The 24,896-nt window shown below is 69.8% G+C and carries 25 protein-coding genes; 17 read left to right on the top strand and 8 right to left on the bottom strand.

The genetic code is table 11. The annotated features are described in order from the left end of the window. Positions 1 to 701 precede the first annotated feature (701 nt). Together ABR738_RS14345 and ABR738_RS14340 are read left to right on the top strand one after the other, a co-directional pair. Positions 702 to 2,141, top strand: coding sequence for a helix-turn-helix transcriptional regulator (locus ABR738_RS14345; protein WP_350230364.1), 1,440 nt, complete (start codon positions 702 to 704; stop codon positions 2,139 to 2,141). Between the two features lie 93 nt (positions 2,142 to 2,234). After that, positions 2,235 to 2,642, top strand: a complete 408-nt coding sequence (locus ABR738_RS14340) for an acyl-CoA thioesterase (RefSeq protein WP_350230363.1) — start codon at positions 2,235 to 2,237, stop codon at positions 2,640 to 2,642. Between the two features lie 290 nt (positions 2,643 to 2,932). On the opposite strand, the gene ABR738_RS14335 is transcribed toward ABR738_RS14340, so the two are convergent. After that, complete coding sequence (locus tag ABR738_RS14335; RefSeq protein ID WP_055643649.1) at positions 2,933 to 3,565, bottom strand: HAD-IA family hydrolase; 633 nt, start codon at positions 3,563 to 3,565, stop codon at positions 2,933 to 2,935. Between the two features lie 174 nt (positions 3,566 to 3,739). Here ABR738_RS14335 and ABR738_RS14330 point away from each other — a divergent pair, with 174 nt between their 5' ends. The 12 genes from ABR738_RS14330 to ABR738_RS14275 all read left to right on the top strand — a co-directional run bounded on the left by ABR738_RS14330 (position 3,740) and on the right by ABR738_RS14275 (position 15,469). Continuing rightward, positions 3,740 to 4,960: a helix-turn-helix domain-containing protein gene (locus ABR738_RS14330; RefSeq protein WP_350230362.1), complete on the top strand. Its 1,221-nt coding sequence runs from the start codon at positions 3,740 to 3,742 to the stop codon at positions 4,958 to 4,960. Between the two features lie 514 nt (positions 4,961 to 5,474). After that, the gene (locus ABR738_RS14325; protein ID WP_350230361.1) at positions 5,475 to 5,942 is read left to right on the top strand and encodes an ATP-binding protein; all 468 of its coding nucleotides are present in this window, start codon (positions 5,475 to 5,477) and stop codon (positions 5,940 to 5,942) included. Continuing rightward, positions 5,942 to 6,466, top strand: a complete 525-nt coding sequence (locus ABR738_RS14320) for a DUF6415 family natural product biosynthesis protein (RefSeq protein ID WP_350230360.1) — start codon at positions 5,942 to 5,944, stop codon at positions 6,464 to 6,466. The genes ABR738_RS14325 and ABR738_RS14320 overlap by 1 nt, the downstream gene beginning before the upstream one ends. Continuing rightward, positions 6,460 to 6,924: a DUF6302 family protein gene (locus tag ABR738_RS14315; protein WP_350230359.1), complete on the top strand. Its 465-nt coding sequence runs from the start codon at positions 6,460 to 6,462 to the stop codon at positions 6,922 to 6,924. The genes ABR738_RS14320 and ABR738_RS14315 overlap by 7 nt, the downstream gene beginning before the upstream one ends. Positions 6,925 to 6,977: 53 nt before the next feature. After that, positions 6,978 to 7,181 (top strand): DUF5999 family protein, encoded by a 204-nt coding sequence (locus tag ABR738_RS14310; protein ID WP_350230358.1) that lies wholly within the window; start codon positions 6,978 to 6,980, stop codon positions 7,179 to 7,181. Beyond that, positions 7,178 to 7,825, top strand: a complete 648-nt coding sequence (locus tag ABR738_RS14305) for a hypothetical protein (protein ID WP_350230357.1) — start codon at positions 7,178 to 7,180, stop codon at positions 7,823 to 7,825. Before ABR738_RS14310 ends, ABR738_RS14305 begins: the two co-directional genes overlap by 4 nt. 149 nt (positions 7,826 to 7,974) lie before the next feature. Then, on the top strand, positions 7,975 to 9,207 hold the full coding sequence (fxlM, locus tag ABR738_RS14300; protein WP_350230356.1) for a methyltransferase, FxLD system: 1,233 nt from the start codon (positions 7,975 to 7,977) through the stop codon (positions 9,205 to 9,207). Positions 9,208 to 9,269: 62 nt separating this feature from the next. Further along, positions 9,270 to 9,470 carry an FxLD family lanthipeptide gene (locus ABR738_RS14295; RefSeq protein ID WP_350230355.1) on the top strand — a complete coding sequence of 67 codons (201 nt, stop codon included), beginning with the start codon at positions 9,270 to 9,272 and terminating at the stop codon, positions 9,468 to 9,470. Between the two features lie 89 nt (positions 9,471 to 9,559). After that, positions 9,560 to 12,565, top strand: coding sequence for a lantibiotic dehydratase (locus tag ABR738_RS14290; protein ID WP_350230354.1), 3,006 nt, complete (start codon positions 9,560 to 9,562; stop codon positions 12,563 to 12,565). Beyond that, the gene (locus ABR738_RS14285) at positions 12,562 to 13,707 is read left to right on the top strand and encodes a lanthionine synthetase C family protein (RefSeq protein ID WP_350230353.1); all 1,146 of its coding nucleotides are present in this window, start codon (positions 12,562 to 12,564) and stop codon (positions 13,705 to 13,707) included. Before ABR738_RS14290 ends, ABR738_RS14285 begins: the two co-directional genes overlap by 4 nt. An 11-nt stretch (positions 13,708 to 13,718) precedes the next feature. Further along, on the top strand, positions 13,719 to 14,669 hold the full coding sequence (locus ABR738_RS14280; protein WP_350230352.1) for a thiopeptide-type bacteriocin biosynthesis protein: 951 nt from the start codon (positions 13,719 to 13,721) through the stop codon (positions 14,667 to 14,669). 476 nt (positions 14,670 to 15,145) lie between these two features. After that, entirely contained in the window at positions 15,146 to 15,469 is a 324-nt protein-coding gene (locus ABR738_RS14275) for a hypothetical protein (RefSeq protein ID WP_350230351.1), read from the top strand. Position 15,470: 1 nt separating this feature from the next. On the opposite strand, the gene ABR738_RS14270 is transcribed toward ABR738_RS14275, so the two are convergent. The 4 genes from ABR738_RS14270 to ABR738_RS14255 all read right to left on the bottom strand — a co-directional run bounded on the left by ABR738_RS14270 (position 15,471) and on the right by ABR738_RS14255 (position 17,815). Continuing rightward, entirely contained in the window at positions 15,471 to 15,824 is a 354-nt protein-coding gene (locus ABR738_RS14270) for a hypothetical protein (protein WP_350230350.1), read from the bottom strand. Between the two features lie 233 nt (positions 15,825 to 16,057). Further along, entirely contained in the window at positions 16,058 to 16,882 is an 825-nt protein-coding gene (locus tag ABR738_RS14265) for a shikimate dehydrogenase (RefSeq protein ID WP_350230349.1), read from the bottom strand. A gap of 7 nt (positions 16,883 to 16,889) precedes the next feature. Next, positions 16,890 to 17,645, bottom strand: a complete 756-nt coding sequence (locus tag ABR738_RS14260) for an NAD-dependent epimerase/dehydratase family protein (protein WP_350230348.1) — start codon at positions 17,643 to 17,645, stop codon at positions 16,890 to 16,892. Continuing rightward, positions 17,642 to 17,815, bottom strand: a complete 174-nt coding sequence (locus ABR738_RS14255) for a hypothetical protein (protein WP_350230347.1) — start codon at positions 17,813 to 17,815, stop codon at positions 17,642 to 17,644. Before ABR738_RS14255 ends, ABR738_RS14260 begins: the two co-directional genes overlap by 4 nt. Before the next feature lie 166 nt (positions 17,816 to 17,981). Between ABR738_RS14255 and ABR738_RS14250 the strand changes: the two genes are divergently transcribed. After that, positions 17,982 to 18,761 carry a coenzyme F420-0:L-glutamate ligase gene (locus ABR738_RS14250; protein ID WP_350230346.1) on the top strand — a complete coding sequence of 260 codons (780 nt, stop codon included), beginning with the start codon at positions 17,982 to 17,984 and terminating at the stop codon, positions 18,759 to 18,761. Positions 18,762 to 19,061: 300 nt separating this feature from the next. On the opposite strand, the gene ABR738_RS14245 is transcribed toward ABR738_RS14250, so the two are convergent. The 3 genes from ABR738_RS14245 to ABR738_RS14235 all read right to left on the bottom strand — a co-directional run bounded on the left by ABR738_RS14245 (position 19,062) and on the right by ABR738_RS14235 (position 22,542). Next, complete coding sequence (locus ABR738_RS14245) at positions 19,062 to 20,240, bottom strand: methyltransferase domain-containing protein (protein ID WP_350230345.1); 1,179 nt, start codon at positions 20,238 to 20,240, stop codon at positions 19,062 to 19,064. Between the two features lie 15 nt (positions 20,241 to 20,255). Next, positions 20,256 to 21,152 (bottom strand): radical SAM/SPASM domain-containing protein, encoded by an 897-nt coding sequence (locus tag ABR738_RS14240; protein ID WP_350230344.1) that lies wholly within the window; start codon positions 21,150 to 21,152, stop codon positions 20,256 to 20,258. 73 nt (positions 21,153 to 21,225) lie between these two features. Continuing rightward, positions 21,226 to 22,542, bottom strand: coding sequence for an NsdA family TPR-like regulatory protein (locus ABR738_RS14235; protein WP_350230343.1), 1,317 nt, complete (start codon positions 22,540 to 22,542; stop codon positions 21,226 to 21,228). Between the two features lie 220 nt (positions 22,543 to 22,762). Between ABR738_RS14235 and ABR738_RS14230 the strand changes: the two genes are divergently transcribed. Next, the gene (locus tag ABR738_RS14230; protein WP_350230342.1) at positions 22,763 to 23,683 is read left to right on the top strand and encodes a dTDP-4-dehydrorhamnose reductase family protein; all 921 of its coding nucleotides are present in this window, start codon (positions 22,763 to 22,765) and stop codon (positions 23,681 to 23,683) included. Continuing rightward, positions 23,680 to 24,885, top strand: a complete 1,206-nt coding sequence (locus ABR738_RS14225; RefSeq protein WP_350230341.1) for an SIS domain-containing protein — start codon at positions 23,680 to 23,682, stop codon at positions 24,883 to 24,885. Before ABR738_RS14230 ends, ABR738_RS14225 begins: the two co-directional genes overlap by 4 nt. Positions 24,886 to 24,896 lie beyond the last annotated feature (11 nt).

Genomic DNA, 24,896 nt, shown 5'->3' with positions numbered 1-24,896 from the left:
TGACGAGGCGAAGCGCTCGGGGCGCCCCTCAGAGGTACCGGCTCAGACTGCCGGGGGATCGTTGCCGCGATTGCCCGGAGCGCTCGACGGGTGCCGCAGGCGGAGGCGGCTGGCGGGGGCAGGGCAGCAGGCTGCTCGCTCCGGGTCTCCGGGATGAGCTTCACTGTGACCCCCACGTGTCTCACGCCACAACTTTTGTTGAACCTGCTGGCCAGAGCGATTTAAGCCAAGCCCTGCCAGGGCAGTCAACGGCGATCCTTTGTCCCGTTTGGGTGCATAGGTCGCCGCGGTGGCGTGTGCCTCGCTGTGCACTTACGGTCTCGTAAGTCACTTGCCGCATAAGGGGAATGGCGAATGCCGGGCAATCTGAAAAGCTATTAGGTGATGTGGTCTAGACCGAGCAAAACGATCTCCGACGAAAATCGGCAACCTTTTGCCGGTTTCTCCAGCGCCTCCACTTAATGATCAAGGGGTGCGTCCGTTTCGGGTATGAACATACCGCGATGTCGGGCGAATGTGGTTCGACGTTAAACCGCAGCGGCGATGCCCTTTGTGCGCCAAACCACATACGGCCAAGATCGTCTCAATCTTGCGTATGGTTCCTCTCGGGAGACGGTGGGACGGGGGTTCAGTGCATGCACTGAACCCATTTGCATGCCCGGAAGTCGGAGTCTCCGCAGAGGCGTAAAGGCAGGTTTCTCGTGATCACAAATGGACAGGGTCCCGGCAGCGACGACGGTGCGGACGAGGAGGTTTCGGGTCTGGGCGCCAGCCCGGCGGGCGAGGAGACCTCGGGGGATGATGGCGGCCAGGCATTGGCCGGCCAGTTCATGGGGTTCGGCGCACTCCTGCGCAGGTGGCGCAAGAACGCGGGCGTGAACCAGCTCCCGGTGGCGAGAGCCCTGGACATGGGCGAGCGGACGTACCGCAAGATCGAGCGGGGCGCGATCCCGCCCAGGCTGTCCCGGGCGCAGTGCGAGGCCCTCGCGACCCTGCTCAACCTCGACCGTGACGAGCGTCATGCGCTGGTGCTCCACAACATCGGTTCGGGCCTGGTGCCGCCGAGCGGCACCGGGCAGCACGAACTGCAGCAGGCCCTGCGCCTGCTCATCGACCGGCAGATGCCCAGTCCCGCCTATCTGTGCGACCGGCACTGGAACATCCTGGGATTCAACACCGCGATGGCCGAGTGGTGGCCCTGGGTGATGGAGCCGGGCGCGAACCTCATCCGCTGGGCTTTGACCGCCCCCGAGGCGCGTGCGCAGTACCAGGACTGGGATAAGCACGCCTCGGCCTACGTGAAGATACTCAAGTTCGCGCAGGCCACGAAGAAGGAGGACGACGCCGAACTGCGCCGGCTGATCGAGGAAGTCAAAAAGGATCCCGACGTGCGGCATGTCTGGGAGACCGAACAGGCCATGGGCGAGACGCGCGACGGCCACGTCTTCCGCATGAACGTGCCGGCACTGAACTGGGAAACCGTCGAGGTCGTCAGCCACGTCCTCTACCCGGCGTCGATGCCCGACTGCCGCTTCGTCGTGATCACCTGGGTCGAGGGCAACGAAGACGACGAAGAGCGCGACGCCCTCGGAGGCACCCGCAACGCGTGGGCCGCCACGACGGCTAATCAGGACGATGTCGCCACCGCGCAGCGGCACGCGGAGAACCGCGCGGCCGAGGACGCCGCCACCCGCTGGCGCCGGGAAGCGGCGGCACTCGCCTCCCGGGCCGTCGTGGCCACCGCCGAGGAAGCGGCGGCCCAGGCCGGGACGAACGGTGTACCGCTGCCGGCCATCAGCAGGGTTCTGGGCCCAGACGCCCAGCTGACGCTCGCCCCCGACAAGCGCACCGTGGTGTGGGCTATGGAGGAGGCGACCGGATGCTGGTCCGTCACCCACGTCTCGCCGGCCACGGTGATCGCCCGCGTACCCAGGCAAGCCCTGGAGGGCGCCTGCCTCGCTGAGATGCACCAGCTGGTCCGCGCCGCACTGCCGGCCGACCCCGCAGCGGCAACTGCCCGCATCGGACAGCTCCTCCACGAGCGCGACACCGAGCAGCGCGTGCTCCGCGACGTCCTGCAGGAGATCAAGCAAAGCGACACCGGCGAGCCAGATGTCCGGGAGACCGGCCAACAACACTAGGCCACCAGTTCCGCCGCGTAGCCGACCCGCGCGCCGCCGACCTGCTGGTGCAGCCGCCGTCGCACCCAGCCCTTCGCACAGAAAGACCTTCCCGTGAACACCTACACCTATCCGCTGCCGCTGCGCTGGGCCGACGCGGACGCCTACGGGCACGTCAACAACTCGCTCTTCCTCACGTATCTGGAGGAGGCGCGGACGCGGATGTTCCAGGACATGCTGCCCATTGACGAGGCCGGACGGCGCCAGCACGCCTTCGTGGTCAGCCAGTCCGTCGTCGACTACCGCGCTCCGCTGACCTACCGCGAGGAGCCGGTCAACGTGGAGGTCTGGGTCGTCAACTGCCGTGGGGCGCGCCTCGAACTCGGATACGCCATCCGGGACGCCGAGCGTACGTACGCGGAAGCCGTCACGAAGATGGCCGCGTACGACCTGGACACCGGCCGTCCGCGGCGTATCTCCGAAGCTGAGCTGGAGTTCCTCACCCGCTACACGGAATCCTGACCCCAGCGCGCCAAGGTCGGCCGGTCGCCGTCGGCTCTGTACGCGTGGCCGAACGTCGCAACACCTGACATCCGGCTAGGCGATGAAGTGACGGGACGGTTGGGGGCGCCCGCACGGCAGAAGGGCGCCCCCCCAAGGTCCAGCAGAGGTCTCTTGAACTGATACACGGTGGTGCCACCAAGAGCCCATACCTGTCCTTCAGCGTTCGAGGAGCCTTAGGGGTTCCTCGAACGCTGCTGCCGTTCGTTGGCCGTCGTGACGTCCTCGGCGAGCTGTGTCGCTCTGTTCGCTCAGGCGGGGGCGGGGTCGAGGAGAAGCGAGTCGAGGATGGCAGCTGTGCCGGTGGGATCGGTCGTGTGGTGCACGGTGCGGATGCCCAGGGTCTCGGCGGGCGGCAGGTTCTCCGCGTGGTCATCAACGAAGACGCACTCGGGACCGGTCAGGTCCAGGGCGTCAAGCGCGCGCTGATAGATGAGCGGCGACGGCTTCCGTACGCCTTCCAGCTCCGACAAGATCACGGCATCGAAGAAGTCCGTCCACATGCCCTTGTCCTCGTACGGGTTGTAGGGCTCGATCCCGAACGAGTTGCTGAGCATGGCCACCTTGATCCCTGCCGCGCGAGCGCGCTTCGCGGCGGCGACGATCTGAGGCTCCGGGTGGAGGTTGGCCAGAGCGCGCCGCATCAGGTCGGTGGAGTCGATACCGAGGATGCCGCCGATGACACGGTTCCAGTCCTCCTGGGTTGCCTCACCGACCTCCAGCGCTGCGTAGATCGCGACGCCGTCGGGATGCTCGTTCAGTGCCGCGAAATACGCGCCTGGAGTCAGTCCCTCCGTCCTCTCGAACGCCTGCCCGTTCAGTCGCATCCGCGTGGTGAGCACACCACCGAAGTCGAGGATCAGGCCACGGTATGGGGCTGGCAAAGCGGCCTCCTTGCCGATCTTTCCTACGTGTACGCGGTCCCCCGGCCGCAGGGCGACAGGGGGACCGTTGAGTGCCCTCCCCAGAGGGAGAGACCCCCAGTATCGCCCCTCCCCGAAGCACCTGGGCCTACGCTTGACACGAGTGCCCTGTCCACTACGGCGAACGGTCAACCCATGGTGTATGACGGAGAGTTGTTCAGCATCGGCCAGCGGATCAAGTGGTGGCGTGAGCGCCGGGGCTTGTCCCAAAGGATGCTGGGAGACCTAATCGGCAGGTCAGAGAACTGGGTCTACAAGATCGAGAATGACCGGATGCCCTTGGACCGGCTTCCGATCCTGATCGCCCTGAGTAAGCAGCTGCGATGCAGCCTGGAGGACCTGACGGGCGGCTACGTATCCGGAATCGTTACGGCGGGCACGGAGCACGAGCACGTTCCGCTCATCCGACAGGCCCTGTCGCTGCCCGCCTCCCTCCTTCCGCAGCGGATCGGGGCGGTCACCTCCGACGACTTCGAGTCCTCGGTTACGGACGCCTGGAAGGTCTACGAGACGCAGGCTGACGACCGGTACCGCGACGTCGGCGAGCGGCTGCCCACCTTGCTGCGGCAGGGACATGCCGCTCTGCGCGACGCCTCTCCTGAGCAGGAGGGCACCGTCCTCCGGCAGCTCATCAGTCTCTACGGCCTGCACCAGATCTGGCTTCGCCGCGTCGGTGAACCGACCCTCGCCCGCATCGCGGCCGACCGCGGCCTCTCCCTCGCGGACAACGCCGGTGACCCGGCCCTCCTCGCAGCTGCGGCCTGGAACCTGGCCTGCGTTCTCACTTCCGCTGGTGACGTGGAAGACAGCTACGAACTTGCCCGGCAGACCATCGCCCAGTGCCGGCCGCATGACGACTCCAACGCGGAACACTGGTCCGCGTACGGCGCACTACACCTGCAAGGTGCCGTCGCCGCGGTACGCGCCACAAAGGGCCCGAGGGCGTGGGACTTGTACAACGGCGCGCAGCAGGCCGTGGACCGGGTCGGCGCAGACCTCAACCACTGGCACACGTGCTTCGGTCCGACCAACTTCGCCATGCACGAGGTACACCTGAAGGCGGAGGAGGGCGACACCAGCGAAGCACTCCGCGCCGCCGATCACGTCCTCGTCAACGAAGAGGTCCCGCTCGAACGTCGGACCCGGTACCTGATCGAGGTAATGAACCTCAACCGCATCCAGCGAGACGACTACGCGACGGTGCACATTCTCGGCAAGCTGCTGAAGCAGTCTCCGGAGGAGATCGTGTTCTCTCCCCTGGTCAGGGAGGCGGTGGCCGACCTGCTGAAGCGCGAGAAGCCGATGTGGCGCGACGACCTTCGTGCGGTAGCGAAGCACATCGGGCTCGCCGCATAGGCATATGCCAACCCTGAGCGTTACTCAGCCCTGATTTTTTCTCAGGGGTGGGGTCTCGAAGTGGCCCTACGTTTACGGGTCATGACGACAAGTCACGCTCAGACGGAAGCTGGCGCGGCGCCCTTACCGCCCGCCAAGCGCCACCTCCGCCTTGCTCGTGAGGCCGAGGTCGCGCACACGGAGGCCGGTCGTTTCGCGGTCCCCCTCGATCTGCACGAGGGGGCCGCGGAGCCCGCGACCATTCCGCTGGTCCTGACGGCCGATGAAGCGGTTGCTTTGCACAGCCGGCTCGGTGCCCTCTTCCCGTTCGCGGAAGGGGACAACCGATGACCGCACGAACCCCCGCAGATCGTGAGCGCCGCCGCAACCTCGCGGACGCTTCGATCACACCGTTGCCCCCTTTCGCCGGACACCTCCGGCACGTCCCGGGCCAGCTGCGCCGGACGGGCCCGCTCGCTTCCCTTGACGATCGGGCCGCCCCTGCAAACGGGGCCTCGCAGATCGGGACGGAGCGGTGATCGGCCCGGCGTCGCAGCGCCGGACCGCAACTCGTGCCGGCGGCCTGGTGGAGGAGCGCTTCTCCATCACCAAGCACTCCCCGGGCGAGCGCCCCCCTCCCGTAGACGAGTCCCGCGTCCGCGCCATGAGGCTCGTGACCCGCGAACGTCTCACCTCCCGCGGTCTGACCTGCGTCGCCGACGACGCGACACTCGTTGTCTCTGAGCTGATCACTAATGCCATCGTGCACAGCGGTGGCAGGCAAATCCGGCTGACCCTTGAGGTGCGCGATGGCATCCTGCGCATCCGTGTCCATGACGGCGTGCCCGGACCTCGCCCCACTGCTCAGTGCCCCAAGGACGACGACGAGCACGGTCGCGGCCTGGTGCTCGTGCGGGAGATCGCCCGAAGCAGACAGGGCGCGTGGGGTGTCAGCGACAACGGCGCCACCACGTGGTGCGAGCTGAGTTTGGTGGCGTGCTGATGACGAACACCGCATTACGCGAGGAGACGACGAGCCCGGAGACCATGCCGGTCCGCGTCAAGGACCCTACGGTCCCGACGAACCCCTGGTCGCCGCCGCTCGGCAGGCTGGGTCTCCATGACCTGTTGAGCGCTGTGCGCGATTGGGAGCCTGTGGACTGGGACGCGGTCTATGACGGCCTGGACACCGTCCTGAACGAGGAAGTCAGCCACCACGCGGCCGGTGCAAGCAGTAGCAGCCGGCCCGGGACCGCTGGTCCCGGGTACGACGAAGCCGAAGAACTCGCCCAGCGCTTTCGCGGCGCGCTCATGCAGCTCGTGAACCGGGGTCTGCGTGACGACGCCAACAAGAAGCATCCGGACATCGCCGACCTGATCGAACAAGCACGTACGTTGCGTTCCGAAGAGCTGCCCGGCGACGAGCACAAGGCCCTGACGTTCCTGCGGAGGCTGGGCCGGGTCACCTTGGAGCTCGCGGAGCGCCTGGAAGAAGTCGGCATCGTGCGGGGGCTGGTCGAATGCTGACCACCGCCACAACGCTGTCGAGCCCTCCAACCATCTCCCTTCGCCCGGCTGCGGAAGCATACGACTACGAGTACTTCCACAGCCGTCTCGCCGAGCCCGCTCTTCTGGCTGACGCCGTAGCAGTCCGTATCTTTCGGGCGCCCCTCCTCGCCGTTCCCGTCGGTGGGTCGCGCCGCGGCGGATACATGTCCTTCGACCTGCTGACTCTGGCGACGGCAGCGCGCGGCCTCCTCGCGGATCAACCGGGGTTCCCGGACCTGCGCGTTCGCTGGTCGCCGTACCGCGACACCTGCCACACGGTCGAGTGGGGGGATGCCGCTCCCGAGTGGTGGGAGGACGACGCGGTCTTCGGCCACTTCTACGGCTACAGCGAGTCCGCCGTCACCTCGTACGTACGTGAACGCCCACAGACACCCCCTTCGGCAACCTCCACTCCGTGTTCCCCCGCGGCTTCGTAGTCGCCGAAGAGGGCTCGACTTCCCCGCACTGCCTTGAGAGGACGACGAGTACGATGTGCAAGCACACCCCGCCGTGTCCCACGGCCGAGGCATCCGACCGAGAGGCCGCCCGCCCCACTGCGGCCCACCCTGGACAGGGCTGGAGCCTGCTGTGCAACGGGGTGCTGCTCTTTGAGGACACCGGTGAGCTGTTGCCGGACGGCCAGATCATCGCTCCGCACCGGCCGGTCGCGCTCGCCGCCGGAAGCACCGCGTGACCACCGCTCCCGAGGTCGTCGTGCCCTACATCACCGCCCGGGAGGGTGAAGAGGCCGACTCATTCCTCAACCTACGCCTGGGCCGAGGGCCGGACGGCCGGCCACGTCTCCGATACGTGGATGAGGTGCCGCCGGACCGGGACCTCAAGAACGTGCTCTGGGCCCGCTACTCCATGTCGCTCGACACCTTTGGGCAGCCCTGCGGGACACCGCGTTGGCGGATGGTTCACCCGCACCGTCAGCGCGTGACGATGGCGCTGCTGCGGTGCCAGGTGTGCACCGTCCAGTTGAAGCGCACCGACGGCATCCTGTTCCTGGAGACGGCGGGTGAACAGGACCACGAAGGTCCGGTGAGGACCGCGCAGCCGCCGGTCTGCCTGGAGCACGCCCGGATGGCGGCAGGCCGGTGTCCACGGCTCAGGACCAAGGGCTACATCGCGCTTCTGGCTGCCCGTTTCCCGCTGTATGGCGTGATCGGCCACGCGTACCAGTGGAGCGCAGGCGGACTCCAGGCCCTTTCGGACATTGACTCTCCCATTCCCTACAGCCACCCCCAGATCGGCATGTTCCTCGCCTCCCAGCTCGTACGGGAACTGCGGGACTACAAGGTCGTCAATCTGGATGATCTCGTGCCCGCCGCCTAGACGGCCGCCCGGCGGACCGGATGTGACGGGCCGGTCCGTCGGGCGGTTAACCACCCCGGCGCGGTGCCCCGCGCCGGTCCGGAAATCCGCTCAACCAGCTCGGCGCAAACGCGCCGAGGAGGAGAACCCGCGTGGATAACGTCCCCGACATGACGACCAACACCGATGTCCAAGAGGCCCAGACGGAACAGCAGTTGCGCGACGCCTTGGCGGAAAAGCTCATCGAGATCGGAGCGGCCCGCAGCCCCCGTGTCGTGGCCGCGTTCCGCACCGTCCGTCGGCACCTGGCTACGCCCGAGGCGGACATGGCCTCGACGTACAACGCCGAGGTCGCGACGATCACCAAGACCGACGAGCACGGGGTGGACATCAGCTCCGTCTCCGCGCCCCGCGTCCAGGCCATGCAGATGGAGCAGGGCGACATCGCGCCCGGGATGTCCGTGCTGGAGATCGGGTCCGGGGGCCCGAACGCCGCACTCCTGGCCGAAGTCGTCGGCGACAACGGCCGCGTGGTCACCGTGGACATCGACCCGGACGTGACCAGCCGTGCCACGGCCTTCCTGAAGGAGACCGGCTACCGCAACGTCACCGTGCTCACTGCTGACGCCGAGAATGGCGCCCCCGACCACGCGCCGTTCGACCGGATCATCGTCACCGTCCAGGCCGCCGATATCCCGCCGGCCTGGATCGCCCAGCTCAAGGACGGCGGTCGCCTCGTCGTTCCGCTCCGGATGCGCGGCCTGACGCGCACGGTGGCCTTCGTCCGCGACGGTGAACGGCTCGTCAGCGACGGGTTCGAGCTGTGTGGCTTCGTGCCCATGCAGGGCGTCGGAGAGAACCGGGTGCGCCTCGCGGTCCTGCACGCCGAGGAAGGCGCGGAGGTCGGCCTGCGCGTCGATGGGCACCCCGAGCCGGACACCGCCGCCCTCGCCAAGGCCCTGGCGATGGCGCGGAACGAGCAGTGGTCCGGTGTGACGCTCGGAGGCAGCGAGTCCAACGAACACCTCGACATGTGGCTGACCACCGCGCTGGACAACCTTCCGTTGCTGGCTGCGAAGCCCGGTGCGCGCTCGCGCGGGCTGGTGGCCTCGGCCTCGCCGCTCGGCATCCCCACGCTCGTGGACGGCGACAGCTTCGCCTACCGCACCGTACGGGCCACCGACCAGGAGGACCGCTACGAGCTGGGCGCCATCGGACACGGCCCGCGTGGGCAGCAGCTCGCCGAGCGCCTGGTCGAGGAGATCCGCACCTGGGACCGCGACCACCGTGGTGATCGGGCGCACATCGAGGTCTACCCGGCGGGCACGCCGGATGACCGTCTTCCCGCTGGCGGCCGGCGCATCGAGCGACGGCACTCGCGGGTCACGATCACCTGGCCGTAGCCACATCGGCCACCGGCCAGGTTGCACAGCACATCCCTACAACCTCCCTGGAGGAGAGCGAGATGGCACATCAGATCAGCTCCAAGTCCGGCACCGTGCTGAAGGCGGCAACGGACTTCCGTTCCGACGGCGGGGACTTCGACCTGAACATCGAGACGGTCTCCTCGGCCCCCGTCCTCGGGGCGCTGCTGAACGACACCAGCGACAACTGCACGTCCACCTGCGCGTCGGCCTGCTCGAACAGCACCTGCATCGGCGGCTGACCTGCGGCACCACCACCCGTAGTTGACGGGACCCGGGGGCGGGCGGTCGGCCGTCCGCCCCCGGGGCGCCGCGATCTAAAGGAGTATGGATGTACCGTCACGTTGACGCGAGCATGATCAGAGCGTCGGTCTTCCCGCTCGCCTCCCCCACTCCCGTATGGCCGGGGGAGAACACCGGCGTCGAGCAGGTCCGCGCATGGGTGGAACAGGTCTGGGCGGACGCCCCCCGGGCCGAGGCGATCGGCCACGCCTCACCGGTGCTCGCTTCCGCTGTCCTGGAGGTGGTGGAGGGGACCGCCAAGCCTTCCTGTATCCGCCGGACCGGTCGAGCCCTGGCCCGCTACCTGCTGAGAATGCGATACCGGGCGACGCCGTTTGGGCTGTTCGCCGGCCCGATGGTCGCGCACACCGGGCAGGAGACTCACGTCCACTGGGGCCCCAAAAACCGAGCCTTCGCGCACGCCGACGCCTCATGGCTGCACGACATCACCACCGCCCTGGAGCGCGACCTCGCCGTCCTGCGGTATCTGACGGTGGTCGCCGACCCCGCCCACGTTGTGCGCGGCTCCCGCATCTTCGTCATGAACCAGCCCGGCAAGGAAGGCCCCACGGACACCGCCCTCCGGCGCACCCGGCCCGCCGAGGACGCGCTGAAGCTGGCCCGCTCTCCGATTTCGGTCCACGTCCTGGTGGCGAAGCTCGGCATCGAGTATCCCGAGGCCCCGAAGGCTGCCATCGAGGAGATGGTGCGCAACCTCGTCGCGCACCGAGTCCTGCTGACCGAACTCCAGCCGCCGATGACCTGCCCGGATGCCCTGGGTCACCTCGTTGCCCGACTCGATGAGACCGGCGCCGACGTACCGAAGGCGGCCCGGCTCCGCACCATCCACGGATTCCTGGACTGTCACGACCGCGCGCTCCCCGCGGAGCAACCGGATCTGCGGGCGAAGGCCACCGAGGCAATGACCGCTCTGTCCGGGGTCGCCGAACACACCCTCGTGGTCAACGTCCGCCCGGACGGCAACATCATCCTGCCCCACGCGGTTGCCCGTGAGGCGGAACGCGCCCTGAGCCTGATGGCCAGGATCACGCCCTACCCGCACGGTTCGGCCGCCTGGAAGGACTACCGGACGCGGTTCCTGGAGCGCTACAGCTTGGGTACCGTCGTCCCCGTCCTCGAACTCACCGACCCGGACACCGGTCTCGGCTTCCCCGTCGGCTACCGCGGCACCGTGCTGCCCCGGCCGATCCTCGCCACGACGCCCCGCGACGAACACCTTCTCGCCCTTGCGCAGGACGCGGCCCTCACCGACCGGCGAGAGATCGTCCTCACCGAGGAGGACATCGAGGCCCTGTCCCTCGGGGAGCCGACGGCGGTCCCGGCTCACGTCGAGTTGTGTTTCAGCGTGTTCGCGCAGTCCACCCGCGCGCTGACGGAGGGCCGATTCACCCTGTCCACCGTCGGTCTGTCCCTCGCCGCCGGCACTCTCGCTGGCCGCTTCCTGCCGATGCTGGAACCCGCTGACCAGGCTCGGATGGCGGCCGAGTACGCCGCCCTGCCCACACTGACCGAAGGCGCGGCACGCCCTCAGATCTCCGCGCCCCCGTTGCGCCGCAAGACCTACAACGTCGGGCGGGCCCCCGTCGTCGCTGCCGAGACGCTGGCCGTCGGTGAGCACAACCCCGACGCCACCCTTGACCTGGAGGACCTGGGCGTCGTCGCCGACGCGGGGCGCCTCTACCTCGTGTCCCTCTCCTCCGGCCGTTGCCTCGAACCGTCCGTGATGAGCGCCGTCGAACTGAGCACGGCGACGCATCCCCTGGTGCGGTTCCTGACCGAGGTGCATCGCTCCCATGCGGCCATCCTTGCCCCCTTCGCTTGGGGCGCTGCGGGCCGCCTGCCGTTCCTGCCGGAAGTCCGCTACGGCCGCACCGTCCTGTCGGCGGCGTGCTGGAGACTGCGAGCCCGTGATCTCTCAGCCCCCGAACGCTGGGTGGAGGACTTCACCAACTGGCGCATCCGGTACGGCGTCCCGCGCACCGTGTACGTCGGCTCCGCCGACCAGCAGCTCCGCCTCGACCTCGACCTGCCTGCTCACCTCGGCCTGCTTCGGGCCGAGTTGGACCGTCACTTCGTCCTCGCCCTGCACGAGGCTCCGGAAGAGAGTGCCTACGGCTGGATCGGGCGCGCGCACGAGGTGACCATGTCCTTCGCCGCAGACCAGCAACCCGTACCGGCCCCAGCTCGCCGGGCGGTGGCCCGGCGGACCGCCGGCCGCCTGCCGGGCGGCTCGGACTGGACGTACCTGAAGGTCTACGGCAGCGAGGCCCGCGCCACCGAAATCCTCACCAGCCATCTGCCCCGCCTGCTGGACGAACTGGCGACGGCGTCGGAGGCTTGGTTCATCCGGTACGCGAACCCCGAGGCGCACCTGCGCGTCCGGCTGCGCCTGCTATCCCCAGACGCGTTCGGCGCCGTGGCGGGCATGGTCGCTGAATGGGCGGACGAACTGCGCGAGGAGGGCCTGATCCAACGCGTGCAGTGGGACACCGACGAGCCGGAGACCGGCCGATACGGTACCGGCGCGGTGCTGGTCGCTGCGGAGCGATACTTCTCCGCCGACACCGCGGCAGCCCTGGCACAGATGCGGCTCGCTCTTCCTGCGGACCTCTGTCCGGGGGTTACTGCCGCGTCGTACGTGGACATCGCCACCGGCTTCCTCGGCTCCCCCGGCGACGGGCGCACCTGGCTGACCCAGCACCTTCTTCGCGGTGACGGCGCTTCGGCCCCCCGCCCCACGCAGGCCCTCGTGCTCCGGCTTACCAACAGCGACGACGCAGGCCCAGCCCTGGCCGACTTCGCCGGGGGCGACGCCGTCCTGGATGCCTGGCAGCACCGGCGAGAAGCCCTCGTCCACTACCGCCACGCGCTCGACACCGCCGGACTCGATCCGTCCGGCGTCCTGGCCTCCCTGCTGCACATGCACCACAACCGCGTCGCGGGCATCGACCCCGACGCCGAAGCCCTCTGCCGGCGCATGGCCCGCGCCGCAGCTCTGTCCTGGACCGTCCGACCCCAAGGAGCCGTGCGGTGATCACCGCCCCACCGTCCCCCGACACCACCCTGTCCTACCGACAGTCGCTCTCCCACGGCCCCCTGGGCTCCGCTCTGCGGCATGTCGAGCGGGCCCGCCGCGGCACTGGAGACTGGAGCGAGGTGCACCGTGGCCTCTCGGAGATCGGGCCGCTGATCGATGGCAGAGACGCCAGCCTCTTCCTCGGCGCCCCCGCGATGACCCTCGTCCTCCACCTGGCCGCCGACGGCACCGATCGCTACGCGGGCGCGCTTCACACCCTCGACGGTGTCGTGGCCGCACACACCCGGCAGCGACTCACCGCCGCGCACGCCCGCATCGACGCTGGCCGCCACCCCGCCTTCGCCGAGTACGACCTGTTCCGTGGCCTGACCGGAATCGGCGCGCTGCTGCTGCGCCGCCAACCCCACGGTGCGGAGCTGAAGGGCGTCCTGGAGTACCTGGTGCGCCTCACCGAGCCCATCACCCCGGCGGGCGAGACCCTGCCCGGCTGGTGGGTCGGCCACGCCCCGGCCAGTGACACGACAGCCACCCCCGGCGGACACGCGAACGCGGGGCTGGCGCACGGCATCACCGGCCCCCTCGCCCTTCTCGCCCTCGCCCTTCGCGCGGGCGTCAGCGTGGACGGCCACCGGGAAGCCATGCTGCGCATCTGCCGGTGGCTCGACCAGATACGGCAGAGCGACTACCGCGGAACCCGCTGGCCGCGCTGGATCAGCCATCGCGGACCCGCGCCCGCGCTACCAGCCACCCCCTCGTGGTGCTACGGCACCCCGGGCCTGGCCCGTGCCCAGCAGCTCGCCGGCATCGTTCTCGAAGACGGCGACCGGAAGCGGATGGCCGAGCGGGCCCTTCTGCACTGTCTGAGCGACCCGGGTCAGCTCGACAAGATTGCCGACCGCGGCCTGTGCCACGGCTTCGGCGGTCTTCTCCGCACTGTGCAGCGTGTTGCCCAGGACGCCGAAGCGCCGGTCATCTTCCGCGACCGGGTCAACCTCATCACCAACAGGGTCCTGACCGTGGATGCCCCGGACGAGACGGGGTTCCTCACGGGGAAGGCCGGTGCCGCCCTCGCCTTCCAGGACGCAGAATCGGGCACCGAGCCCCAAGGGCAGTGGGACACCTGCCTCCTGCTGACGTGAGGGGAACGCCCGTGCCGTACGACGCCGACCGCACCGAGGACGCCGTCCTGGCCGTACTCGGCGGCGCGGCCGTCGAAGCAGCCGCCCGCGCCACCAGCATCGCGCCTGACCACCTCGCCGAGGCGATCGAGAGATACCGGGCTGCGGGCCGGGCCGCACTGGACGCCCAACCCTCCGGCTGGCACCAGGTCAACATCCGCTTCGCTGACTACCCGACCTCGGAACGCGCCTTCCGCGCCTACCTCGCGCCCGCCCTGCGCGCCGGGCCGGTCGGAACCTGGTGGTTCGTGCGCAAGCACCCGCACTGGCGCCTGCGATACTTCCCCGCCCCGGGCACCGACCCCGAGAAGGCCGTCACGCACGTCACCGAAGCACTCGACAGTTCCGTCTCCTGGGGGGTGGCTGTGGACTGGAGACCCGCCCGGTACGAACCGGAGACCGTAGCCTTCGGCGGGCCGGCAGGAATGACGCTCGCGCACGAGCTGTTCCACACCGACAGCGTCGGCGTGCTCGACTACTTCCGCGCCGCAGCCCAGGAACTTCCCGGAAGACCCGACGCCAAGACAACGTCCCTCCTGACCATGTCCCAGTTGATGCGCGCCGCGCGGCTGGAGTACGGCGAACAGGGCGACGTATGGGGGAAAGTCGAGGAGCGCCGCCCGCTCACGGACGACGTGACCGCAGAGCAGGTCAGCACCATGGTCGAACCCATGCGACGTCTCCTGCTGGCCGATGTCCACCCGCTCGACTCCGGCCCCCTCGCCCACGTACGCGACTGGGCCGAAGGGCTGGAGCGCAGCGGCCGAGCCCTGGAAGAAGCCGCGGATAGCGGAGCGCTCAGTCTCGGTAAGCGCGGCATCCTCGCCCGCCACGTCCTCTTCCACTGGAACCGAATGGGCTTCACCGTCCGCCAACAATCCATCTGGTCCCGTGCAGCCCGGGAGGCCGTCCTTGACCAATGAGCCAGCCGGAGAGCCGCACCCGGACGACGCTATCCGACCAGAACACACGAGAGAGGGCATGCCATGACCACCCCTTCACAGCCGAGACGATGGGTAAGCCTCGGGTTGGTGTTCGGGGGCCACACCCCGGTCTACTCAATCCCACAGCCCGCTTCCGGCCCCCCACGTGCCCCCGTGCCGCCCGTCGGTGAACCCGATGAAGAGGACGCCGAGGAGCTGATGCGTGAAGCGCGCTACAGGCCGAAGGTGCCGTACCCCGGCGCACGCTCGATGCCTTGGGACAGCGAGTGCATCGACTGCGGGGCACATCGCAGACCCTCGCTTCAGGACGTCGAGCGCGGGATTCGGTGCAAGCACATCCGGCGTAGGTCCGGCGCATGAGGCGAGCCCCCGTAACCGCGCAGAGCGCGGTGTTCCAGTGCAAGTTATGTCCGAACAAGGGGACAGACCGGCAGATCCGAGGTGTCGGCGCGCGGATGGCTGCGTATCGGGTGTGCAGCTCGTGTGACTTCTGGCTGATGTGCCTGGGGTACGCGATGCTCGGCGACCAAGACCCGGACGGCCGTCGTGCCCTGCGGATCGACGGCGTCCATTACCTGTCGTGGACCGAGGAGCAAGGGTTCCCGCCCGAGATCGGCTACGTAGGGGACGAGGAGTCCCGCTACGTCCTGCTGGACGATCCGACAGGCACTGTGCACGTGACGCGCCGGCTCTGGCTCATGGGCACCATCCCGGACGCGTTCCGCGACCGGATGCCCGACAACGCGGTCTTCGCTCCGTCCGGGGAGGATCACACCTGATTCATGACACTCCCGCCTCGGGCTGAATCTCGCATACGGGTGCGATCGCCTGTGTGATGGCCTCGTCGAGGCTGGTGGCGAGGGCGGTGACGAGGACGCGTTGCTGCTCCGTGAAATCGAGCTGGTCGCCGAGGGGCCCGTCCATTGTCATCACGGTATGCAGGGCGTAGGCGGCGAACGCAGGGCCGGCTTCGATCAGGGCACGACGCATCGATTCGCGTTCGTCGTTGCCGTAGCTGCGGGCGCTGTCGTAGTGGGTGAGTGCTGTGGTCACGACGTCGTCGAAAGCGGCTCGGATCTTCGGGTCGATGGAGAAGGCATCGGGTAGCAGAAGCGCGCGGGTGGAGTCAGCCATGGGGCGAGCGTAGTCAGGCGATGGGGCTGCCGTGTCGAAGGGGTTCGGGTTCGGCGGTAGGACGGTGCGTGAGGGATTGACAAGGTTCTCCCGAGGTTGTCCGCGGCCAGTGGGGCCCTGCCGTCGACGCGCGGGACGGCTGGTTCGGTGGTCCTGATCGGGAGCGCCTACCCACGCGCTCGTGGTCTCAGACCGCGAACGTCGTTGTCTGCGCCGACGGGCGCCTACCCCACCTACGCGTTCGACGTGAGGGTGCCGAGGGCGCCTTCGGCGGCTTTCCGCATCGCGGCCAGGGGCGCCGGAGTGCGGCCGGCCTGGAGTTCGACCTGCCGGGCGGCCTGGTGCACGAGCATCATCAGGCCGCCGATGACAGTGCTGCCCGCGCGGCGGGCGGCCTGGGCGAGCGGGGTGGGCCAGGGCCAGTACACGACGTCGAGCAGTGTGTTGCCCGCCGACTTCCACCGCGGGGCGAGCGGGTCGGCTGCCCCGGGCGGGAGGGCGGAGACGACTAGACCCGCGTGAAGGTGCCGGGCGGCCTCGTGCCACGGCCGGATACGCAGGGCGACCCCGATGCGCTCAGCTGCGCGCGCCAGCTCGTCGGCGCGGGCGGGGGTGCGGGCGACGGCGGTCACCTCACGGCAGCCGAGGGTGTGCAGGACGGCCAGGGCGGTGGCGGCGGTCGCGCCCGTCCCGAGCACGCACGCCGATTCCGCCCGGGTGATCCCGGCGTCGAGGAGGGTCTGGAGCATGCCGTCGACGTCGGTGTTCTCGCCCAGGAGCCGGCCGTCGCGCACGGTGACGGTGTTGGCGGTGCCGGTGGCCTTCACGGTCTGCGAGACCTCGTCGAGCAGGGGGACGGCGACGCGCTTGAGCGGCATGGTCAGCGACAGCCCCGCCCAGCCGTCGTCCAGACCGGCGAAGAAGGAGGCGAGGCGGTCGGGGGTGCAGTCGATGGGGCGGTAGCTCCAGTCCAGGCCGAGCGCCTGGTAGGCGGCGCGGTGCAGCACCGGGGACAGGGCCTGGCCGATCGGGGAACCGAGCACGGCGAGCTGCTTCATCACGCTCCTACGTGGGGAGTTCGTCGTCGGCGAATGCGCCGCCCATGAAGCGGTCAGCCAGCGGGCCGGGTGCGGGGTGTTGGTCGGCGCTGTCGGCCGGCTGGTAGCCGAGGGTGTCCCAGCCGGTGCGCGGCCACCACGACTCGCGGTTGCTGGAGGTGCCGTACACGGTGAGGAACGGGCGGGCCAGGGGGCGGGTGGCGGCGGCGTACAGCAGGGCGGTGGCGTCGCGGGGGCTGAGCCAGGTCGCCCGGTGGCGGGGCTCGGTGGGGCGGTCGCGATAGCTGCCGATCCGGACGGAGACCACCTGTACGTTGGTCTTGTGGGCGTAGAGGTGGCCCAGGGCCTCGGTGGTGACCTTGGATACGGCGTAGAAGCTGTCGGGGGCCAGCGGCGTGGTCAGGGCGTCGACGGGGTTGAGGCCGGTGACGTGGTGGCTGCTGGCCAGCACCACGCGCGGCACGTGCTGGCGGCGGGCGGCCTCCAGGACGTGGTGGGTGCCGGTGATGTTGTGCTCCACCATGCTGGCGAACGGCCCTTCGTGTGTGAGGCCCGCAAGGTGCACGACGGCGGATATCCCGATGGTGTCCTTCTCGATCGCCTCCTGGTCGCGCAGGTCGGCCTGTAGGAAGTCGGCGCCCGCGGGCGGCAGGCTGGCGGGTGGGTGCTGGTCGAGCAGCCGGAGCGGGACGCCGTGGGCGGCCAGGCCGGTGGCCAGCCGGGTGCCGATGGTCCCGGCGGCCCCCGTGATCAGCAGCGTCACGGCCGGTGGTGGGGCATCGCGGAAACTCCCTTGTCGCTGGCGGTGTAGGCGATGCCGCGCAGTACGGCGACGGGGGCGCCCCGGCCGCGCTGCCCCAGGATGATCCCGGCGGCGGCGGCGATGAGGTCGCTGAAAGTCTCCTCCTGCTTCTTGCCGCCGTGCTCCGTCACGCGAAGGGGGGCGACGCCGGCGGTTATCCCGCCAGTGTCATGTGATCGTCCCCCGAGTGACAGGACAGCAACTCCGCTGGTAGCGGCGAGAATGCGTGTGCCACCCCATGCAACAGTGGTGTTGCCCTCAGCCGAGTACACCGGGACAGCGGCATCATGAGCAGTCATGGAGACATCGAACCAGTCCCTTGCGGCCCAGCAGAAGACCGCACCCGCAACCTCTAACTTCTGCGTATTCGCTCTGGAACCCTTCCCCGAGCTCCAGCCGGGCGACGACCTGGCAGGCACCATCACCGACGTCCTCACCCGCACGGGCACCGAGCTGCAGGACGGGGACGTAGTGGTAGTGGCCTCTAAGGTCGTAAGCATCGTGGAGAAGCGGTACGTCGACCTCGCCAGCGTCACCCCCGGCGCCGAGGCCCTGGAGCTGTCCGCCAAGACGGGCAAGCCCGCCGAGATCGTGCAACTGATCCTGGACTCCAGCGACAGCTACTTCCTGGCCACCGAGAAGGGCCCGATCATCGCCCGGCACACGCTCGGCTACCAGCTCACCTCAGCCGGGATCGACCGCGCCGGGACTGAGGGTGCCTGGTTGTTGCCGGTGGACCCGGACGCCTCTGCCCGCGCTCTGCGGGACGCCCTGATCACCTTCTCTAGCGCCGAGGTCGCGGTCGTCATCGCGGATTCAGACGGCCGTGCCGACCGGCGCGGGGCCACGTGCATTTCGCTGGGGGCTGCCGGACTTGCACCCCTTCGAGTGACGGAGTACGCCGAGCAGGGTGGCAGGGCCAAGCGGCAGGAGGAATCCTTCACCGACATGGTCGCTGCGGCAGCTGGCATCGTTCTGGGCCAGCGTGGACGTGGTGTCCCCGTCGCTGTCCTCCGCGGCATCAACTTCACTCCGAGCGATGAGGGAGTAGCTTCGATGATCCATCGCGAACGGTAGAAGCTGGGCGGCGAGGCCGGTCAGGCGCCGCTACTCAGCCGCTCGAAGACCGGTGTCAACGGCGTCGATTTCGACGGCGGTGCGGCGGATGCCTTCCTTGTCGTCGAAGGTGCGCTGCTTGAGGCGGCGCGTCCTCAACGGCGGTGCATACGCCGAGTTGCTGTGGGTGGGCGCTGCTGGCCCGGTGGGAGTTCGTCAGGGGTCTTTCCCCCCGCCCCGCCGGGCCCGTTCAGTGTTGCCTACTGCTCGGCATCCGGATGCCGAGGGTGGCGTTCACGAGACGCCGTGCTGGGCTACTTCTCAGGTGACGGTGGCTGACCAGCCCTTCCGGCAGAAGGTGATCGCTCCGTCGGGGGTGATGGTCACCGTGGCGCCGCGGATGGGGAGGTCGCCATCGACGGCGAGCCAGGTGCGGATGCGCTCCAGCTCGTCCCACAGCCGCCGAGGCCCGCCCTGGTGCACGGTCGGGGAGCCCCGGCGCCCGGCAGCCGTGGCGCGGGCCCAGGAGCCGTCCGCGTGGAGCATGTAGACGGTGCGGGTGCCGTCGTCTGCGGTGCGCTGGCGGTGGTCGATGCCGGGCACGATCAGTTCGAGGGTGGAGCGCACGTCCCAGGTGTCCGGCACGTACATCAGCGGGTAGCGGCTGGTGGTGACGGATTCGCCCTCGGCGTGCTGGGCGGTCTGCCACACCGGCGGGTTCTCCGGGAAGGTGTCGTCGTAGTCCTCGCCGTGGCGCGCGGACATGAACCCGGCCGCCTCCGGCGCGACGTGCCCGACGGCGCCGCCGTCGGGGGTCTTGTCCGCGACAATGACCAGCCCGGTGTCGGCGATGGTTGTCACCAGCCGACCGCCGGGGGCCAGCGCCTCCAACCACGAGACGGGCACGGCGGGCACGGCGACGGTGGAGATGATCCGGTCGTAGGTGCCCTCGGGCAGGTCACCGGTCAGGTCGCAGACTTCGAGGCGCGGATGGTGGCCGGCCTCGGCCAGCCGCTTCCGGGCCGCGTGCACGAGATACGGATCGACGTCCACGCTCGTGACCTGCTTCTCGTCGAGGCGGGCGCAGGCCAGGGCGGTGCCGTAGCCGCTGCCGCAGGTCAGCAGCAGCCTGGAGGTGTCGGTGATCCATGCGGCTCGGTACATCGTCAGGATCAGCGCGGGCAGCGTGGAGGAGGAGGTGGAGCGGCCCGTCCGCCCCCGGGCTGGTGTCTGGCCCGCCTCGGCGTGGTCGGCGTGGAGGCTTCCGACGCGGGTGACGAGCGTGGTGTCGGCGTAGGTGTCTCGCATCCACGCCTCGGTGTCGCTCACGCCGTCGCGCAGCTGCCACACCTCCTCGCCGTCGCCGTTCGTGGCCCTGGTCCACCACCGCGGCACGAAGAGGTGCCGCGGGGTGGTGGCCACCGGCTGATACCAGCGTGACTCGGGCCGGATCACGGTGCCGGCGGCCAGCCGCTGTGCTGCTGCTTCCCAGTCCTTCAAGGGGGTCCTTGCCTTTCAGCCCGCAGAGTTCGGGATGGCGCTGTCGTCGGCGGGGCCGCAGGTTCCGCCGCCACCCTGGCTGTCGTCGTTGGGGCCGCAGTCCGGGCCGCACGGGTCGAGGCGGCCGGCCGGGATGCTCGCGGCGACCTGCTGCCACTGCGGAGAGCCGAAGACCCGTGCCAGCGGGGCGCTCTTGATCTGCCCGGCCGGGAGGAAACGGCCGATCACGCAGGGGGTCACGGTGCCGTCCGACAGGATCGCGGCGGTGCCCCTGGCGCACCGGCCGCACAGCTCGGACGTGGACGGCAGATCGGTGCCCTTGGCCGCGTTGCCGACGGCGCGGACGCGGTCGATGTGCACGTCCGTGATGCCGAGCTCTTCCAGTTCCGCGCGGGCCTGCTCGACGCGCTGTCCGTCCCGCACGTCGACGATGCCGACCCGGACACGGATGCCGCGGCGGTGCGCCTCGATGATGTTCGTGCGGGTCGCCTCGTGGGAGCCGGTGCGCCCCGTCACCTCGTCGTGTCCCTCGTCGGTGTCGGCGTAGTACGACGTCGCCAGGGTGACGCCGGGACGGCTGAAAAGCGTCCAGTGCTCACGGCGGACGCGGTAGAGGTTGGTGTAGACGCGAACCTCGAGACCCTGGGCGAGGGCGTGTTCCACGAGCGCGGCGAAGTCGGGGTGGAGCGTGGGTTCGCCGCCGATCAGCTGGATCTTCTTGACGCCGAGGGCGGCGGCCTCGCTGATGACCCGGTTCCAGTCCTCGCCGGTCATGGTGCCGTGCCCCTGGGTCGGGCCCGCTTTGACGAAGCAGAGCGTCGGGCACGTGAGCTGGCAGCGGCGGGTGATCTCCAGCTCAAGGAAGCCGGGGATATGGAGAGTTGTCGTCGGGGTTTCGGGTGCGATCGTCACGGGCCGTTCCCTTCAGTCATGTTCCATGGCTCAGCAGGACCTCAACGCTTCAAGAGCATCCCTTGGCCCCTTTTCACACGCCGGCGACGGCCGACGACAGGGCTTCGAACCGATGGACCATGCGCTGGGAGCTGACGGTGCCGATGAGCCCTTCGGCCTGATCGAGGAGTTCCCGTGCCTGGTCGTCGTCGCCGCACTGGTGAACAGTGTCGGCCAGGTCGAGCACTGCGTAGAGGTGGTCGCGCGGGTAGTCGGGTGCACTCGCCTCGACGCGGCTGCGCAGGAAGGGGACGGCCCGTGACGGCTGGTCGCAGGCGAGCCAGGCCCGGCCGGTGGCGGCGTCCACGGAGTCCTTCGTGAGCCAGGTCGCCCACCACGGTGTGCGCTCGTCTGGAGAGCTGAGGTGGAGCAGCGCTTCGTCGCGGAATCGGAGGACCGCGTCAGGGTCGTGCCGCCGTCCTGCGGCGTAGACACGCCGGTCGGCGATCACCGCCGCCGCTGCGGACGGAAGCTCTGGCGTCCGTGCGGCGATGTCGAGGAGCGCGGCAGCGTCGTTGTGGTGGCCCAGCCATGCGGCCTGGTAGGCGGCGGAGGAAACAAGATTGGCCGTCGAGTGACGGGCGGTCAACGACATTCCAGCCTCGCGCGCCAGCCGCATCCCCGTGTGGTAGACACGCTGGGCCTGGGGTTGTTGGCGGGCGTCGAAGAGCATCCAGCCGACCTGCTCGCTCAGCTCGATGTAAGCGGTCTGGAGCCGGTCGACGAGTGGCCCGTGGCCCCGGGCCTGTGCGACGACCCGGGAAGTGCTCTGCCAGATGCCGAGGCCCCAGGTGAGGTCGCCGCTGGCACTCCCGGTGGAGTCGTCCATCTCCCGGAGGTCCCGGACCGCGCTCTCGATCGAGCCGACGAGCTTCTCGCTCAGGCGCGTGGCGGACGGCGCGGCGGCAGCCTCCGCTATCGGGCCGAGCAGCAGCGCGAGGGCGGGGGCGGTGGCTGCGGCTCCGGTGAGCATGAGCAGGTTGCGGCGGTCCATCAGGTCTCCTTGGCTGATCTCCTGGAGCAGGGCCTCCAGGGGGGCGTCGCCGGGCGCGTCGAGGTGACGCTGACGGGTCCTGGGACGAGGCAGGTCCCATCCGACGTCGGCCGCGGTGATGCACCGTCCAGCCCTGGCGGTGAGGACGGCCAGGGCGTCCGCCTGGTTATCGGGCTGCGGGAGAGAGGGGATCTCGCGCAGCCAGGGGTAGGCCGCCTTCGGGCTGAGGGGGGAACAGCCGCGGCGGGCCCGCCGCTGGTTGATGCGGGCGATGAGCTGCTCCGGCCGCATCCCCAACTGCTGTAACAGGGCGCCGAGCACATTGGCCGGCGGGGCGTCAACCGCTGCTGGCTCCATGGGCACTCCAAGTCCGGCGGGGTCCTGGCCGGAAGGTACCACCGCTCAGGGGACCGCCTGAAGATGGGGCGAATGGGGCCTGGTGTACGTACACCAGGCAGCAAGACGGGTGCCCGTACACCGAGTTGGTGTGTGCACCGGGTACACCGCGGCGACCTCTCCCGATCACGCCTCCGCCTCCGCTTGTCTGTCTCACCTCGCACGACCGCGGAGGTGAGGCATGCGAGCAGTGATCTTCGGTGCGTCCGGGCTCCTGGGCCGCTCCGTGATGCGGGCCTTCGGCGACATGACCGCGACGGGCACCGCCTTCAGCCGGAGTGCCGGCGCCCTGGTCGCGGTCGACGCGACGTCGGCCGACGCCATCGCGCGCCTGCTCGGCAAGGTGCGGCCAGACGTCGTCGTGAACTGCGTGGGCGAGCGCCGCCCCGCGGTATGGGCTGGTGCACCGGAGAGGGCCCGCGCGGGAAACGTGGACGCGGCCCGGCTGATCGCCGAAGGCGCACGCCGGTGCGGTGCCCGGCTGGTGCACATCTCCAGCGACTACGTCTTCGATGGGACGGCGCCGCCCTACCGGCCCGACAGCCTCCCGAATCCGCTGAACGCCTACGGCCGGTGGAAGCTGCTGGCCGAGCACGCCGTGCGCGGGGCCTGCCCGGACGCGGCGATCCTGCGGCTGCCCGTGCTGTACGGGCCCGTGCGGTTCGCCACCGAGACCAACCTGACCGAGATCGCCCGCCAGGTCGCTGCCGGTACCCCGGTCGAGCTGGACGACGTGTGCGTCCGCTACCCCACGCACACGGACGAGGCCGCCGAGGTGTGCCGCCGACTCGCCGGTGCCCTCCTGCAAGGGCAGCGCCTGGGCTCGGTCGCCCACTGGAGTGCGGAGCAGGGCCTGACCAAGTACCGGATGGCGCTGATGATCGCGCGCAGGTTCCACCTGCCCGCCGATCACGTCCGCGCCGGCGCGACGGACGCGGCGTCCGGGGACCGGCCGGTCGACTGCCGCCTCGACTGCCAGGACCTGCCCGCGGCCCTGGGCCCGGTCCGCCGCCGCCTGTTCGACATCGAGTTCCCGCCCGCGGTCGAGCCCTGGCTCACCCCCGCCGGACCCGCTGCGGGACGAAGGAAGGACCCATCGTGACCACGCTCCTCTACGAGGACTTCGCCCACGCGTACGTGACCGAGGTGGGCGACGCCGTCCGCCGCATGCTCACCCGTGGCGCCGAGGCCGTCGACCTGCTGGCCAAGGCCACCGCCGGCGGCGGCGAGATCCGCGCCTTCGGCAACGGCGGCTCCTCGGCGATCGTCCGCTCGGCGCTCCTCCAGCTCCACGCGCAGGCCGGGGTGCCGGTGAACGACGCGATGATGAGCCCGGCGACCCTGGCCTACAGCGCCCAGCAGGACGACTACCGCACGGCCTTCGCGCGGTCGCTCGCCCGGGACATCGACAGGGTGGACCTGGTCGTCGTCGCCAGCGTCAGCGGCCGGTCGGCGAACATCCTTGAGACCGCCCGGCTCTGCGCCCACCACCGCGTGCCGGTATTGGCGCTCGTGGGCGGCGACGGCACCCAGATGGAGCCGGCCGACGGCATGGTCTGGGCGACCGGAACCACGGACCAGCAGATCAGCGAGGACGCCATGCTGACCGTGCTCACCCTGGCCGCCACCGCGCTCAGCGCCGGCACGGAGCCGCTGCCAGCCCGAGCGGAGCAGCACCTGCATGCCCTGGCCGCGGTGGACGCCGAACTGCTCGGGAGCTTCCTGCGGGAGGCGACCGAGGCCGCCCGGGACGCGATCCGCAACCGGCGCCGGATCTACGTGCTGTGCCCGGACGGCGGACCTCTCGCCCTCGTCGGCGAGCACTTCGCGCACAACCTGCGCTGGGACGCGCCGCTCGGCGTCGACGGGGTACAGCCCCCGCTCGTCGTCTGCGATCCCTCGCTGGCCGACATGAGCGCGATCTACAACGACCACCCCGACCCCGCCCACGGCGTCCGCCACCAGCTCAGCAGCGCCAGCCCCGGGGACGTGGTGTTCCTCCTGGCCTACGACTCGGCCGGCAGGACGACCCGCGAGGCCGTCAACGCCGCCACCGTGGCGGGCACCCGGCCGTTCCTGCTGCACCGGGACGGCCCCGGCCGTTCCGGCGCCGGGGCGCGTGGCTTCCGGCTGCCGCGCGTCGACGACTTCGCGCTCGCGGCCCTGGTGCAGTCCCTCGCCCATCTGCTCTGCCGGACCACCCGCGCCGCCCTCACCGCGGGCCAGGCCGCTCTGTCACCCGACGACCTCATGGCCCGTGACCTGGCGCCGCTCCGCGAACTCTCCGACACCCCGTCCCTCTGAACGAAAGGCAC

Origin of the sequence: Streptomyces sp. Edi4, from assembly GCF_040253615.1 — a bacterium.
Taxonomy (GTDB): domain Bacteria; phylum Actinomycetota; class Actinomycetes; order Streptomycetales; family Streptomycetaceae; genus Streptomyces.
This window is presented reverse-complemented; position numbering and strand designations above follow the sequence as displayed.

Excerpts from the sequence above, each read along its gene's own strand:
- ABR738_RS14265 (WP_350230349.1), bottom strand. The coding sequence starts at position 16,882 with ATGAAGCAGCTCGCCGTGCTCGGTTCCCCGATCGGCCAGGCCCTGTCC.
- ABR738_RS14330 (WP_350230362.1), top strand. The coding sequence starts at position 3,740 with ATGGTGTATGACGGAGAGTTGTTCAGCATCGGCCAGCGGATCAAGTGG.
- ABR738_RS14250 (WP_350230346.1), top strand. The coding sequence starts at position 17,982 with ATGGAGACATCGAACCAGTCCCTTGCGGCCCAGCAGAAGACCGCACCC.
- ABR738_RS14290 (WP_350230354.1), top strand. The coding sequence starts at position 9,560 with ATGTACCGTCACGTTGACGCGAGCATGATCAGAGCGTCGGTCTTCCCG.
- ABR738_RS14295 (WP_350230355.1), top strand. The coding sequence starts at position 9,270 with ATGGCACATCAGATCAGCTCCAAGTCCGGCACCGTGCTGAAGGCGGCA.
- ABR738_RS14230 (WP_350230342.1), top strand. The coding sequence starts at position 22,763 with ATGCGAGCAGTGATCTTCGGTGCGTCCGGGCTCCTGGGCCGCTCCGTG.
- ABR738_RS14275 (WP_350230351.1), top strand. The coding sequence starts at position 15,146 with ATGGCTGCGTATCGGGTGTGCAGCTCGTGTGACTTCTGGCTGATGTGC.
- fxlM (WP_350230356.1), top strand. The coding sequence starts at position 7,975 with ATGACGACCAACACCGATGTCCAAGAGGCCCAGACGGAACAGCAGTTG.
- ABR738_RS14320 (WP_350230360.1), top strand. The coding sequence starts at position 5,942 with ATGACGAACACCGCATTACGCGAGGAGACGACGAGCCCGGAGACCATG.
- ABR738_RS14315 (WP_350230359.1), top strand. The coding sequence starts at position 6,460 with ATGCTGACCACCGCCACAACGCTGTCGAGCCCTCCAACCATCTCCCTT.
- ABR738_RS14270 (WP_350230350.1), bottom strand. The coding sequence starts at position 15,824 with ATGGCTGACTCCACCCGCGCGCTTCTGCTACCCGATGCCTTCTCCATC.
- ABR738_RS14235 (WP_350230343.1), bottom strand. The coding sequence starts at position 22,542 with ATGGAGCCAGCAGCGGTTGACGCCCCGCCGGCCAATGTGCTCGGCGCC.
- ABR738_RS14310 (WP_350230358.1), top strand. The coding sequence starts at position 6,978 with ATGTGCAAGCACACCCCGCCGTGTCCCACGGCCGAGGCATCCGACCGA.